The sequence below is a fragment of the Vibrio sp. 2134-1 genome (assembly GCF_033339495.1).
On record NZ_JAWOUS010000020.1, the window covers coordinates 44,755 to 58,772 of the forward strand.

At 46.5% G+C, this 14,018-nt stretch carries 10 protein-coding genes; 5 read left to right on the forward strand and 5 right to left on the reverse strand.

What is annotated here, in order from left to right; translation table 11 throughout:
• The first annotated feature begins 146 nt into the window (after positions 1-146).
• Positions 147-1,496 (forward strand): sigma-54-dependent transcriptional regulator, encoded by a 1,350-nt coding sequence (locus R7R78_RS19410; RefSeq protein WP_064354482.1) that lies wholly within the window; start codon positions 147-149, stop codon positions 1,494-1,496.
• A gap of 43 nt (positions 1,497-1,539) precedes the next feature.
• Here the strand turns inward: R7R78_RS19410 and R7R78_RS19415 are convergent, their stop codons facing one another.
• Both R7R78_RS19415 and brnQ read right to left on the reverse strand, forming a co-directional pair.
• Positions 1,540-2,748: a GGDEF domain-containing protein gene (locus R7R78_RS19415; protein WP_167415766.1), complete on the reverse strand. Its 1,209-nt coding sequence runs from the start codon at positions 2,746-2,748 to the stop codon at positions 1,540-1,542.
• Between the two features lie 103 nt (positions 2,749-2,851).
• The gene (gene brnQ, locus R7R78_RS19420; protein WP_053304665.1) at positions 2,852-4,162 is read right to left on the reverse strand and encodes a branched-chain amino acid transport system II carrier protein; all 1,311 of its coding nucleotides are present in this window, start codon (positions 4,160-4,162) and stop codon (positions 2,852-2,854) included.
• A gap of 836 nt (positions 4,163-4,998) precedes the next feature.
• On the opposite strand from brnQ, the gene R7R78_RS19425 reads away from it, so the two are divergent.
• From R7R78_RS19425 to lhgO, 3 genes are all read left to right on the forward strand, one after another.
• Positions 4,999-6,009 (forward strand): TAXI family TRAP transporter solute-binding subunit, encoded by a 1,011-nt coding sequence (locus R7R78_RS19425; protein ID WP_017635521.1) that lies wholly within the window; start codon positions 4,999-5,001, stop codon positions 6,007-6,009.
• Positions 6,010-6,097: 88 nt separating this feature from the next.
• A complete protein-coding gene (locus tag R7R78_RS19430; RefSeq protein WP_167415765.1) occupies positions 6,098-8,221 on the forward strand; it encodes a TRAP transporter permease in 2,124 nt (707 codons plus the stop codon).
• Positions 8,222-8,229: 8 nt separating this feature from the next.
• Complete coding sequence (gene lhgO / locus R7R78_RS19435) at positions 8,230-9,456, forward strand: L-2-hydroxyglutarate oxidase (RefSeq protein WP_167415764.1); 1,227 nt, start codon at positions 8,230-8,232, stop codon at positions 9,454-9,456.
• A 47-nt stretch (positions 9,457-9,503) separates the two neighbouring features.
• On the opposite strand, the gene R7R78_RS19440 is transcribed toward lhgO, so the two are convergent.
• The 3 genes from R7R78_RS19440 to R7R78_RS19450 all read right to left on the reverse strand — a co-directional run bounded on the left by R7R78_RS19440 (position 9,504) and on the right by R7R78_RS19450 (position 12,480).
• The gene (locus tag R7R78_RS19440; protein ID WP_167415763.1) at positions 9,504-9,908 is read right to left on the reverse strand and encodes a cystatin; all 405 of its coding nucleotides are present in this window, start codon (positions 9,906-9,908) and stop codon (positions 9,504-9,506) included.
• Positions 9,909-10,082: 174 nt separating this feature from the next.
• Complete coding sequence (gene cydB / locus R7R78_RS19445; protein WP_167415762.1) at positions 10,083-11,081, reverse strand: cytochrome d ubiquinol oxidase subunit II; 999 nt, start codon at positions 11,079-11,081, stop codon at positions 10,083-10,085.
• 10 nt (positions 11,082-11,091) lie between these two features.
• On the reverse strand, positions 11,092-12,480 hold the full coding sequence (locus R7R78_RS19450) for a cytochrome ubiquinol oxidase subunit I (protein ID WP_017635517.1): 1,389 nt from the start codon (positions 12,478-12,480) through the stop codon (positions 11,092-11,094).
• Positions 12,481-12,639: 159 nt separating this feature from the next.
• Here R7R78_RS19450 and R7R78_RS19455 point away from each other — a divergent pair, with 159 nt between their 5' ends.
• Entirely contained in the window at positions 12,640-13,884 is a 1,245-nt protein-coding gene (locus tag R7R78_RS19455; RefSeq protein WP_005374169.1) for an NADH:ubiquinone reductase (Na(+)-transporting) subunit B, read from the forward strand.
• The last annotated feature ends 134 nt before the right edge of the window (positions 13,885-14,018 follow it).

Genomic DNA, 14,018 nt, shown 5'->3' on the forward strand with positions numbered 1-14,018 from the left:
CTCACCAACAGTTATTAAAGAGTGCGCCTAACTGGTTGGATGTTAAAGACTTGTAAGCAAGAAGTGAGATCTAGCTCCTTTTCTCCTCAGTGGTTTTTGCTACCGTTAGCAAAGAGCGATTTCTATTCCACCTACGGTAGTAACTCATGGCTTTTGACGACACCCCTAAAATTGCACTTATCGAAGACGATGACATTGTTCGTCAGGCTACCAGTCAGTGGCTGCAACTGGCGGGGTTCGACGTGACCGCATTCAGTTTAGGAGAAGAGGGGAAAGCGGCCATTCTTAGCCAAGAATTTGATGCGATTGTCAGTGATGTTCGCCTGCCGGACACCGACGGCTTGTCGATACTAGAAAGCCTGATTGCTAATCACATCCCAACGCCAGTTATTTTGATCACCGGACATGGTGATGTCGATATGGCAGTTGGGGCGTTGCAAAACGGTGCGTTCGATTTTATCGAGAAACCTTTCCAACCTGAGCGCCTATCCCAGCGAGTGACCGATGCGGTCGAGAGTTATCGCGCACAAACGTCTACTCAAGATCGCCAAGAGTATCTATCTAGCGTTAGCGGCTTAGAAGAAGTGCTGATTGGCCGAAGCCGTGTGATGCAACAGCTTAGAGAACAAGTTGCCAAGTTAGCACGCATTGATACTAACGTGATCATTTACGGCGAAACAGGTTGTGGTAAAGAGCTGGTGGCGACCAGTTTGCATAATGAAAGCCAACGCAGATCCTATCATTTTGTGCCAATCAACTGTGGCGCTATTCCTGAGAACCTGTTTGAAAGTGAGCTGTTTGGACATGAAGCAGGGGCATTTACCGGAGCGGGTAAAAAGCGCATTGGTAAGTTGGAATACGCGGATAAAGGCACTTTATTCTTTGATGAAATCGAGAGTATGCCACTGTCTATGCAGGTGAAAGTGTTGCGTTCATTACAGGAACATACGGTTGAGCGCGTTGGGGGTAACCAACAGATCTCGGTTGATTTAAGAGTGATCGCCGCCGCGAAAGAAGATCTCAATGAGCATGACGAGTTTCGTCAGGATTTGTACTATCGTCTTAATGTGGCGCAGATCTATTTGCCTCCGCTACGTGAGCGAGAAGAAGACGCGTTGATCTTGTTCGAACACTTTGCCCTGAAAAGTAACCCTGAGAGTCGTCCGCTGAGTGAAGCCGATAGAAAAGCCATTCTTGCTTACGCTTGGCCCGGTAACGTGCGTGAGCTTAGAAATGTAGCAATGCGTTTTGCTCTGGATGAAACCGTCTCCGTGATGGAAATTCTCTCCAGTCGACCATCTTCTACAACCGAAGAGACACAAGCAGGCGTTCCGTTGGCGATTCAGCTACATAATTTTGAGCGTAAAGTGCTGCATGATTCTTTAGTCAGGCATCATGGACGCATCAATGAGGTGATGCAGGAGTTGGATTTACCACGTCGAACCCTTAACCAAAAGATGCAGAAGTTTGGTTTGAATCGCTCCGACTATACTTAGTGCGATTTCTAGCTAATTCGAAATCACTGGCATAACAAACATGTTATGCGCTTTTGGCAGGAGCTGGGACAAACTTATAATTTAGGTCTTTACCTTCTCCAAACAAGGTAACGAGGTTCCTTCCTGTATGTTTAGAGCTATATAGCGCTTCGTCTGCTTCAGCAAGCGCCTCTTGAAGTGATTGCCCCTCAGATAACTGACTGATACCAAAGCTCATGGTCACTTCAGTTTTAAATGATTGCAAAGCGGTTTCAGTTTCGACCGCAAGGCGAATTTGCTCTGCGAAAATTTTGGCTTGCTGTGCTTTTTCGAGCAAAACAATCATGAACTCGTCACCACCAAATCGCACAATGCAGGCTGACTCAGGAAGATGCTTTTTAAAAATAGTGGAGATCGTTGCCATGACGGAGTCGCCAACCGTGTGACCATAGTGATCATTAATCGCTTTGAACTTGTCGACATCAGTCATAATAATGCTGATTGCTTGGTTTTTTTTATGTGCTTTACTAACCAAGTTTGGAACGATTTCTTCCATGGCTCGACGATTATATAGCCCTGTGAGTGCATCTAAATGAGAGAGAGCATTAATGGATTGCACCAAGCGTCCGTTAATTAACCACAGCATACTAAAGCTCAAAGCAACGATCAGGCAGATGCTAAATAAGAAAGTCAGCTGATGGATAAGGCCTGCGACCATAAAACTTGGTAACTCACCTGAAAAAGTACTCCAAAGCGCCCTAAATCCCATAAAAAAACTAAATCCAAAGAAAGAGTAAGCCATTGCTTTAACAGGGAGCTTTAAGTCCTTTTGGGTACCTTTAAGCATGGCGACACCACTAAAGAAGGTGACGATACAAATATACATGCTCAGATAAATAATACGGCTTTTGATAGAAGGATCATGGAAGGTGAAATAGTAAAATGAACCACTGAAAACAGGTGTTAACAAGGTGAGACAGTGAGCCAATTTTAAAGGGTATTGACGAAAAATGCTTACGCTATATAGCGTAAGCAAGAAGCCGACTAATATGAGAGTGTTGGCTATGACGATGGTCAGCCATTCTGGCGCAGAGCCTCTAAAGCCAAGTAAAAAAGGGCCTAAACCAATAAACAGTAGTGATATCGAGAAGGTTTTTAAGCCTTTGACTCTACCCTGAGTGTATTGATAACAAAGCAGACTAATAGAGTAAATGCAAGAGAACAGAATAACGATAAAGTTCAGTGTTCTGATGTCTAGATACTGATTATCCATAGGCGACCCATATCAATCTTTCATTCAGGCAACTCCTTTGCCTGATATCAATAAGCGAGCTACATAGTAACGCACTTATTGAGCGATGTCTTATGTTAAACGGCTATTCATTCACCAGCTCGAATTGTTCGGTTTGGTTGGTTTTCGTCGTAAACAGCAGACCAACAATCATCATAAATACGCTAGGCACAATCCAGCTAGCAAAGTCATTGTACAGAGGCATGTAATTACCCATCCACTCATCAGTGGAACTTGGCATGTAACCTAGGATGTGCAGAGCATCAACACAACCAAACGTTAGAGCAGTGAATGCGGTCGCGACCACCATGATTTGCGACATCTTGTTGCGCACTGGTGCCATGATCATCAACGCAATCGCGACTGGGTGAAGCGCCACAACCGCTGGCAATGTGATCGCCAATAGTTGCTCTAGACCTACGTTGGCGATCAAACCAGCCAATACCATGGTCGTGATAACGCAGCCTTTGTAGTTCACTTTGCTGAAAGTGTTGTCGTAGAACTCACTGCCTGCAGTGGTTACGCCGATAGCAGTAGTCAAACACGCTAATACCATCACGGCACCTAGTAATAGTGAGCCAAATGCGCCGAAGTGGCTGAAGGTGAACGCCGTTAAAATGTCGCCACCATTGCTGAACTCAGAACCCAAGTATGAGCTTGTTGAGCCAATGTAAGCCAATGAGATGTAAACAAACGCCATGGCAACCGCGTACATCAAAGCTGCGATTAGCGTGTATTTTGCGGTGGCTTTCGGACAATCCACACCCATGCTGCGAATCGCGCGGAAGATAATCCAACCAAAACCGATAGAACCTAGCGCATCCATCGTCATGTAGCCTTGGGTCAAGCCTTCAGCAAATGCGCCAGATACGTATGGTCCCGTTGCGGCAGTTAGCTCTCCTACAGGAGAAACCAAAGCAGTCACGGACATGATGATTAAGATAGCCATTAATGCAGGCGTTAAGATCTTGCCTAGGTTGTCGACCAATTTACCCGGATATAGGGCAAATAGAATGGTGATAGCGCAGAAGGCAATAGTGAAAGGCACCAAAGCGGCATCACCAAACATTGGTGCAAAGCTAAATTGGTAAGCGACGGTAATCGCACGTGGGATTACGAACGCAGGGCCAATCACGATAAACACCATCACCCAAAAACTGGTTGCCAAAGGTTTAGGTAGGGCGGCGGTTAGTTTGTCTGAACCGTTTACGATAGCCACCATCACTAATGCCATTGCAGGCAGACCGACGCCCGTTAAGAGGAAGCCAGACATCCCGCTCAGAAAGTTTTCACCTGCTTGGTAACCCAAAAATGGAGGGAAGATCAGGTTACCCGCGCCTAAGTACATGGCGAAAGTCATGAAGCCCAAAGCGGCGATATTGCGTGCGCTTAACATTGTTATTCCTCTTATGTTTCGCTTGGAAGAAACTGAAAGGAATGGGAGGAGTATGTGGTGTTCCCGTCAGCTTCTTCTCAAGCTGACAGAAAGTTTAGATATAGCCTGTCAGCTCTGAATCAGTTCCAGAGAGAGCAGGAGGATCGCAGCAGTAACGCCAGATGGGCGTTTTAAAGCGAATTGTAATTGCGCAGTTGCTGACATGGGTGATCCTTAAAGACGAAAAAATACCAAGGAATACGTTTGCCTTGGCGTGTTGTTACACTAACGAACATAGGGCTATTGGCACAACCCCGAAGTAGAAAATAAGTTGATACGGTCAATGTTTGTTTATGAACTGGTGGATCGAACTGCTTTTTAAATTCAAAATTAGAATAAATGACTTTTCATTTCTTTAACATGGCTTGTTTTGCTGTATTTTTGTTCTGTTTGTAGTCGTTTAGGCTATAAACCTCCGCTGATAAAGTGAGCAGTTTAGAATGATGCGCTTTTTCTTCTTATTGTTAAGACGCTCATTAGTTGCAGTTCAATCCAAAATTGCATCGGCAAAATATTGCTCATTAGTGAATCGTGCATTTGTTTTGTCTTGATCACATTTTATTAACCTTTTGCGATCTAGGCGTGCAACCTTCTTCTCTTCAATGAGCAAGATCTTGCTCATTACTTTGCTATCAAATCAGCATGATTTTGCTCATTTTTGATGTCTTTCAGCGCTTAGTTCAATAAATACAAAGGGTTAAAAGTTGGCATTTCAATTGCTCTAGGGAATGTGTTGTTAATAAAGGTTTAACATGATGTAAATCCCCAATCGTGAAACGACTACACGGAGAGTAATAATGAAAATGAATAAGCTGGTAAAAGCTTTGGCTGTCGCTGTGACTTCTTTTGGTATTGCTGCTAACGCTGCGGCAGAAGATCGTAGCTACATTCTTGCAACGGCATCGACAGGTGGTACTTACTACCCTGTGGGCGTAGCGTTGGCGACGTTAAGCAAAGTGAAATTGGCACCAAAGCACCACTTCTCCCTTTCTGCAATCAGCTCTGCGGGCTCTGGTGAAAACGTCAAACTGCTGAACGAAAACGAAGCACAGTTCGCGATTCTGCAAGGTCTTTACGGTGCATGGGCTTGGTCTGGTGAAGGTCCTTATGAGAAGAGCGGTCGCCAAGAGCAGCTGCGTTCAGTCTCTATGCTGTGGCAAAACGTTGAGCACTTTATTGTTCGCTCTGACCTAGCAAAAACGGGCACAGTTACTGATCTGAACAACCTAGATGGCAAGAAGTTCTCTATCGGTAAGAAGAACTCAGGTACTGAGAACTCTGGTCGCCAAATCATGAAAGGTCTGAAGGTCGACCCTGATAAATTCAATCTTGCTTACATGGGTTACGGCGGCAGTGCGAGCGCACTTCAAAACGGCACCATTGACGGCATGAACACGCCTGCGGGTGTACCTGTTGGTGCGGTCACTCAAGCTTTTGCTGCGTTGGGTAAAGACATTTCGATTCTTTCGTTTACTGACGAACAAATCAAAGAGGCGAACGGCAATTACAACCTATGGACGAAGTACGAGATCCCAGCGAACACGTACCCGGGTCTAGATAAGCCGATCACTACCATTGCACAGCCTAACTTCTTGGCAGTCCGTGAAGATATCTCGGAAGAAGACGTTTACCAGCTAACCAAAGCAATCTACGAGAACCTGCCTTTCCTACAAGGCATCCACAAAGCAACAAAAGCAATGGCGATTGAGAAAGCGATCGCTGGCTTGCCAGTGCCTCTTCACCCAGGTGCGGTGCGTTACTACAAAGAAATGGGCATCGAAATCCCATCAGACCTAATGGCGAAATAACGCCAACTTCGCCCCGAGTTTCGGCTCGGGGCATTTTATCCCTACCGATTTCTAAGATGGAAAAAGCCGCCAGAGCTTGGAGTATGAGATGAGCGACTCAATAGAAAAGGAATTGCAGAAATTTGAGCTGCCCACGCGCACTGATTTTCCGTGGGTAACCACCACAATCACAGTGTTTGGCGTGGTGTTGTCTGCTTTGCACATTTGGTTTAATACCTTATCGACGTTACCAGAGTTATGGATTTCCGCGACCCACTTTGCTGGCTTTGCGGTGATTTGTGCGCTTTGGTATCCGGCTCATATCTCTCTTAAGCAGAGTAAGATTGCACTCGGCATCGATGTGTTAATTGCCATGGGCGCAGTCGCGTGTTTGCTCTACATTCCCTATGCCGAAGATGCGCTGTATGAACGTGGCGTCAAGTTCGTGACCAGCGATTGGGTCTTTGCCATCATGGCAATCCTGATTGTGATTGAGCTTATCCGACGCACCATGGGTTGGTTTATTCCAGTGCTGATTGTGGTGTGTCTGAGCTACGTTGTGCTTTGGGGTAAGTGGGCGACAGGTATTTTCCACTTCCCGGGTTTGAGCATGGAAACCTTGCTCTACCGTAGCTTCTATTCTTCTGAGGGCATGTTTGGCTCTATCTCGCGCATCAGTTGGACTTTCGTATTCATGTTCATTCTGTTTGGTGCGTTTCTTGTGCGCTCTGGTGTCGGTGATTACATCATCAATGTGGCACGTGCTGCGGCTGGCAAAATCATCGGCGGCCCCGGTTTTATTGCTGTGATCGGCTCCGGTTTGATGGGCTCAGTATCTGGCTCTAGTGTGGCAAATACGGTTTCCACCGGTGTTATCAGTATTCCTTTAATGCAAAAAGCAGGTTTCCCTTCGCGCTTTGCAGCGGGCGTTGAAGCTGCGGCGTCGACAGGTGGTCAGTTGATGCCACCAGTGATGGGCGCGGGTGCTTTCATCATGGCGTCTTACACGCAAATTCCTTATGTTGATATTATTGCCGTTTCTTTCATTCCTGCTCTTATCTATTTTTTGTCTGTGGCGTTCTTTGTGCGTATCGAAGCCAAACGCAGCGGGGTTCAAAAAATCACGACCAGCGATGAATCTCTATTAAAAGTGTTGATCAGCGGTTGGCACAACCTTATCCCGTTGGCGGTATTGGTTACTTTGTTGGTTCAAGGCTTTACGCCAACTTACGCTGCGGGCTTGTCGATCATTTCTGTGGTGGTGGCTTCTTGGTTCTCGAAAGGTCACAAGATGGGACCAAAAGCGATCATCGAAGCACTTTCACAAGGTGCGAAAAACATGGCGACAACTGCGGTATTGCTGGTGGGTATTGGTTTGGTGATCAACGTGATCAGTACAACGGGCATCGGCAACACGTTCTCATTGATGATCGACGGTTGGGCGAATGGCGACTTGTTCATCATGATCGTTCTGATTGCGCTCGCTTCTCTTGTTTTAGGTATGGGTTTACCCGTGACAGCGGCGTATATTGTATTGGGTACACTGTCTGCCCCTGCGCTTTACAAATTGATTGCGGAAAACCAATTGCTTGAATTGATGGTGTCGGGTCAATTGCCTGAACAAGCAAAAGCGATCTTCATGTTGGCGGCGCCAGAAAAGTTGGAACTGCTTAATGCACCAATGGCGTTGGAAACCGCGAAAGAAATGGTGGCGCTAGTACCTGCGGACTTTATGGAAACCCTACTAGAGCAAAGTTTGGGTATGGAAGCGGTAGGCTTGGCATTGCTGGCTGCTCACCTCATCATCTTTTGGTTATCGCAAGACAGTAACGTTACGCCACCAGTGTGTTTGACCGCTTTTGCAGCAGCAACCATCGCCAAAACACCACCGATGCGCACTGGTTTGATGGCGTGGAAAATCGCCAAAGGTTTGTATCTTGTACCGCTACTTATTGCCTATACAGGCTTGGTCAGTTGGGATGTGACGTCGGTAATTACCGTAGGCTTCTTTGCCATCATCGGTACCTATGCATTGATTGGTGCGATTGAAGGCTACTTGGAAGGTCCTCTAAACATTCTGACGCGTCTCTTGTTGGTAGTGGTGGGTACATTGCTGGTTTGGCACGACATCCCAATGTTGGTTCGTGTGGCAAGCTGCGCGGTATTTGTCGCGGTGTTCATTTACAGTGGTCGCAAGTTCAAATTGCAACAATCTCAACTATCGGTTTTATAAGAGGTCGTATGAAATCAGTTTATGACTACATCATTGTTGGTGGCGGTATCGTTGGTGTGTCGACAGCATGGCAACTACAGCAACGTCATCCAGACAAATCCATTTTATTGGTTGAGAAAGAGTCCGGTTTTGCCCAGCACCAAACCGGACACAATAGCGGCGTGATTCATGCCGGGGTGTACTACGTACCGGGCAGCTTAAAAGCGGATTTTTGTAAGCGTGGGGTAGAGCGAACCATTTCGTTCTGCGCCGAGCACGATATTCCGGTGGAGAACTGTGGCAAGTTGTTGGTTGCCACTAATGAGCAAGAAGTCGAACGCATGAATGCGCTCTATGAGCGCTGCCATGTCAACGGCATCGACGTAAAGCTACTCGATGAAGTTCAACTCAAACTGGCTGAACCAAACATCACAGGCTTGGGCGCGATTTATGTCAAAACCACCAGTATTGTTGATTATCGTTTGGTCACTGAGCAGATGGCGGAAGAATTCAAAAAGCTCGGCGGTCAAATCAGCTTGAGAACCAAAGTGGTGGCTGCCGAAGAGAAGGACGAGGAAGTCCAACTGACCTGCATTTCAGACGGTCAAACGATGCAGCTTAATACTAAGTTCTTGGTTACTTGCAGCGGCTTGATGGCGGATCGAATGACTAAGATGATGGGTATTCCAACTGACTTTCAGATCATCCCTTATCGTGGTGAATACTACCGCTTAGATAGCAAACACGACCAAGTGGTGAATCATCTTATTTACCCAATTCCCGACCCTGATTTGCCATTCTTGGGCGTCCACCTGACTCGTATGATTGATGGCAGTGTGACTGTTGGTCCAAATGCGGTGCAAGGCTGGAAGCGAGAAGGGTACGATAAGGTCAACTTCAGCTTGCAAGATACCATGCAAATGCTGAGATTCTCCGGTTTCTGGAAGGTAACACAAAAGCATCTAAAAACCGGATTGGATGAGTTCAAGAACTCGTGGTGGAAGCCGGGCTATCTCAAACTGGTCAATAAGTACTGCCCAAGCATCAAGGTCGAAGACCTCAAACCATATCCTGCGGGTATTCGTGCGCAAGCGGTGTTATCCGATGGCACTTTGGTTCATGACTTTTTGTTTGCCGAGAGCGCAAGAAGCCTGCACGTTTGCAACGCCCCCTCTCCAGCAGCGACATCTGCAATGCCGATTGGGGAGTACATTTGCGATAAAGTGAATGAAAAGATAGAGGCGAAAACGGTATAAAACAAAGGCGATGTAACTGTCGCCTTTATTGTATTTGAATCTGGGAATTAGGAGTTGCCATCTTTAGGGCAGAGTTCGCCTTTCTTGGCGTGTCTTTCTATCATGTAATCGCCTCGGGCACTGTGCAATACAATTGCATTCCAGACCTGACCATCTTGCAACTCGAACTCAAACGCATAATGGGTGCCGCCGACCATTTTGGTTCTCACCTCATGAATTGCTTTCAATTTATCATCGGCATTCATTTGATAAAGCACCATGTTGAGTGAGCGTCTGGCGTCAGGAGTTGCCTCAGCAAGTTGCCAACGGCCCTGCTCGTTTGTTGCGGAGCAAATAGACCGCATTTTACTTTTCATGGCGGATGACATCTGCTTGTCTACGGCCAAAGCATTTGGTGAAAACAGTGGAACCGTCAAAGGAATCAAAGTTACCAGAAACCGCTTTAAGGTCATAAAAACACTCCGTTGTTTTACTCTTGCTTGAGTATAGACCTCAATGGCTTCAGATGTGGTGCAGTAGACTCTGGGCCTACAATATCGCAGTTCGTATCAACGAACTGATGATAAACAAGGCGACCACGCTTACCAGCCAAATGCCAATGAACCACAAAATGGGTTTTAGTTTCATCAGTGATATCCTTCTCCACGTTTAATCTTGCCGCGGAAAACCCAGTACGAATAAGCCGTGTAGGCTATGATCAGAGGAAGTAATACCACCGCACCGGCAAGTAAAAATGCCAAACTCTTATCTGGCGCGGCGACGTCTTGATAAGTGAGTGCGAATGGGACCAAGTAAGGGAATGTACTGACACCGAAACCCATCGCGGACAAAAGAAACAGGCCGATCGCAAGAACGTAGGCTCGGACGGCTTTGTGATCGAGTAAGGCTTTGAATAGCTGCCAAATAAGTGCCGCTGCAATAATTGGTAATATGAAAAACAGTAGCGAGTTTGGTAATGAGAACCAACGTTCAAATACGATATTTTGGCTCAATGGCAGCCACAAACTGGCGATGAATATACAGGCTACCATCGCTAGCCCCCATCGTCGCGCGACCACGTAATAGCGCCCCATCAGCTCTTCTGGAAGCTTGATTAATAACCAGCATGAACCGAGCAGAATATAAGCACAAACAAGCGCCAAGCCACAAAATACGCCAAATGGCGAAAGCCAATCAAACCATCCACCTGCGTATGCTCGTTCACTAACCTCTATACCTTGGAGCAGGGTTCCGAGCATAATGCCTTGCATCAATGCCGCGGTGAGTGAACCAATGAAAAAAGCGCTATCCCATAAAAACTTTCCGCGTTGTGTTCGGAAGCGATACTCAAAAGAAACCCCGCGCAGAATTAACCCGAGCAGCATTAAAATCAGAGGAGCATAGAGTGCTGGCATAATGACCGCGTAGGCGAGAGGGAACACGGCAAAAAGCCCACCACCGCCAAGAACTAGCCAAGTTTCATTCCCATCCCAAACAGGAGCGATGCTGTTCATCATCATGTCGCGCTCTTCATCGTCATTAGCGCTGAGGAATAGGATACCAATACCGAGATCAAAGCCATCTAACACGACATAAATCAGAACAGAGAGCCCAATCAAAGCGTACCAAATTAATGCGTAATCCATGAGTTAGCTCCTAGGTTAGATGGTTAGAATGTGTGATGGCATCAGTTTTCGTGCCATCAGGAAGTCGGCTATCTAGACCTTCTTCATATCGAGTTGGAGACTTGCGCATCAAACGTAGGAGATAGAAGAAGCCAGCTCCAAAAACCACAAAGTAAACCACGATGAACGCCGTCAGGGAGACGCTCACCGCGGCGGCATCAATAGGCGATGCCGAATTGGCTGTGGTTAAAAGACCGTATACGGTGTAAGGCTGTCGACCGACTTCGGTGGTTATCCAGCCTGCTAAAACTGCAATGAACCCCGCAGGGGCAAACAGGACACAAATACGTTGAAGTGCCCTTGAATCAAATAGTTTGCGACGCTTTCTTAGCCATAGGCTCCACAAACCAATAACAAGCATGCCAAAACCAAGCGCGACCATTACTCGGAAAGACCAGAAAACGATAGAGACAGGAGGGTGTTCCTCCTCTGGAAAAGCATCTAATCCCTTCACTTCACCGTTGAGGTCATGAGTTAAAATCAAACTACCGAGTTTGGGGATTTCCAGTGCGTATTCCATACGTTTTTCTTCATCGTTAGGGATACCGAAGAGGATCAATGGCGCGCCTTGGTGAGACTCATAGTGCCCTTCCATCGCGGCGACTTTGGCGGGTTGATGTTCAAGGGTGTTTAATCCATGCATGTCTCCAGCAACGATTTGAATTGGTGTCACGATGGCAGCCATCCACATTGCCATCGAGAACATAATTCTGGCTAGAGGGTTATGGTTTGCTTTTAGTAAGTGATAAGCGGCAACGCCAGCTACAACAAAGGCAGTAGTAAGGTAAGCGGCGAGCAACATATGAACGAGCCGGTAAGGAAAAGAAGGGTTGAAGACAATCGCCCACCAGTCTTCTGGGATAAACTGTCCGGCTTCGTTGATACTGTAGCCCGCTGGTGTTTGCATCCAACTATTAACCGAAAGTATCCAAAAAGCAGACAAAAACGTCCCGAATGCGACAATACAAGTCGCGGCGAAGTGAAGCTTCTTACCCACCTTATCCATACCGAAAAGCATCACGCCTAAAAACCCAGCTTCGAGGAAAAACGCAGTAAAAACTTCATAACCCATTAGCGGGCCTAGGATTGGGCCTGTTTTGTCGGCAAACACGCTCCAGTTAGTACCGAATTGATAGCTCAACACGATGCCACTCACCACACCCATACCAAAACTGATGGCAAAGATTTTGAGCCAGTACTTATAGATTTGCATGTACTGTTTGTTGCCCGTTTTTAAGTACAAGCCCTCTAATACAGCGAGATAACTTGCCAAACCAATCGTAAAAGCTGGAAAAATAATGTGGAAAGAGACAGTAAAGGCAAATTGGAATCTAGCTAGGTCAATGGCGAGTGTGTCCATGAGCGGTCCCTTTTTCGTTGGATAAACTGTTCGCCGGATTTAAAGAGGAGACAGAAGAGTGGCGAACAAGGTGAAATACGAAGAAGGAAGACGAAGAGATTAAAAAACGATCGCTTTTTACACATGTGCGTACCATCTTTTAGATAAAGGAGGAGCGTTATGAGCCTTAAACATTACTTTGAGAAAGCGACACCTAAGTTTGGTCCAGGTGGGAAGTATCACAAGTTCTACCCACTTTTCGAAGCTGTCGAAACCATTTTTTACACGCCTGGTAAGGTAAACCAGGGCATGACTCACGTTCGAGATAGCATCGATTTAAAACGTATTATGATCATGGTGTGGCTGGCGGTCTTCCCTGCCATGTTCTGGGGTATGTACAACATAGGCCAGCAAGCGAGTGATGCCTTGTTGTATGGAATGGATCAAGCCTCAGCTCAGCAAGCGCTTGTTTCTTCATGGCAACTGAGTTGGGTATGGGGCTCGTTAGATGCGGTTTCACAAGCGGGGTGGGGAAGTAAAATGTGGCTTGGTGCTACTTACTTTCTCCCGGTTTATGCGACGGTGTTTATCGTTGGTGGTTTCTGGGAAGTTCTGTTTGCTATTGTGCGAAAGCATGAGGTAAATGAAGGTTTTTTTGTCAGCTCTATACTCTTTGCGCTGATCCTTCCCCCGACAATTCCACTATGGCAAGCGGCTTTAGGTATCACTTTCGGTATTGTTGTGGCGAAGGAGATTTTCGGTGGTACTGGACGAAACTTCCTAAATCCAGCTTTAGCAGGGCGCGCGTTCTTATACTTTGCCTATCCTGCCAACATGTCCGGTGGTGCCGTGTGGGTCGCGGCTGATGGTTACTCTGGCGCTACTCCACTTAGTCAATGGTATGAAGGCGGGCAAAGTGCTTTGATAAATAATATGACAGGACAAACAATTTCATGGGGAGATGCTTTTGTTGGTAATTTACCAGGCTCGATGGGTGAAGTCTCCACGTTGTTGATCGCACTAACAGGCTTGGTTCTCATCTTTATGAAGATTGCATCGTGGAGAATTGTTGCGGGCGTGTTGGTCGGTTTAATCGGAGCTTCATTACTATTGAATGCGATCGGTTCAGACTCTAACCCCATGTTCTCCATGCCGTTCTACTGGCACTTCGTGATTGGTGGGGTTGCGTTTGGTACCTTCTTTATGGCGACAGACCCTGTCTCGGCAGCTTTTACCAATAACGGGAAATGGGCATACGGACTATTAATCGGCGTGATGACGATTTTTATCCGAGTGCTGAACCCGGCTTATCCAGAAGGCATCATGTTAGCGATTCTATTTGCTAACTTATTCGCGCCACTTTTCGATTACCTAGTCAAAGAAAGTAATATCAAACGCAGAATGAAAAGGGCGAGACCTTCTTAAAATGAGGGTGACCTCACTGAAAATTGATTGAAAACTGCACTATATTGAAAAGGTCAGAGACATGGGGTTTCTGACTTTTTATTTTTATCAGGAGGACGAAGACGATGAGAATAAAGGATATTCTCGATAGCCGT

Excerpts from the sequence above, each read along its gene's own strand:
- R7R78_RS19410 (WP_064354482.1), top strand. The coding sequence starts at position 147 with ATGGCTTTTGACGACACCCCTAAAATTGCACTTATCGAAGACGATGAC.
- R7R78_RS19415 (WP_167415766.1), bottom strand. The coding sequence starts at position 2,748 with ATGGATAATCAGTATCTAGACATCAGAACACTGAACTTTATCGTTATT.
- brnQ (WP_053304665.1), bottom strand. The coding sequence starts at position 4,162 with ATGTTAAGCGCACGCAATATCGCCGCTTTGGGCTTCATGACTTTCGCC.
- R7R78_RS19425 (WP_017635521.1), top strand. The coding sequence starts at position 4,999 with ATGAAAATGAATAAGCTGGTAAAAGCTTTGGCTGTCGCTGTGACTTCT.
- R7R78_RS19430 (WP_167415765.1), top strand. The coding sequence starts at position 6,098 with ATGAGCGACTCAATAGAAAAGGAATTGCAGAAATTTGAGCTGCCCACG.
- lhgO (WP_167415764.1), top strand. The coding sequence starts at position 8,230 with ATGAAATCAGTTTATGACTACATCATTGTTGGTGGCGGTATCGTTGGT.
- R7R78_RS19440 (WP_167415763.1), bottom strand. The coding sequence starts at position 9,908 with ATGACCTTAAAGCGGTTTCTGGTAACTTTGATTCCTTTGACGGTTCCA.
- cydB (WP_167415762.1), bottom strand. The coding sequence starts at position 11,081 with ATGGATTACGCATTAATTTGGTACGCTTTGATTGGGCTCTCTGTTCTG.
- R7R78_RS19450 (WP_017635517.1), bottom strand. The coding sequence starts at position 12,480 with ATGGACACACTCGCCATTGACCTAGCTAGATTCCAATTTGCCTTTACT.
- R7R78_RS19455 (WP_005374169.1), top strand. The coding sequence starts at position 12,640 with ATGAGCCTTAAACATTACTTTGAGAAAGCGACACCTAAGTTTGGTCCA.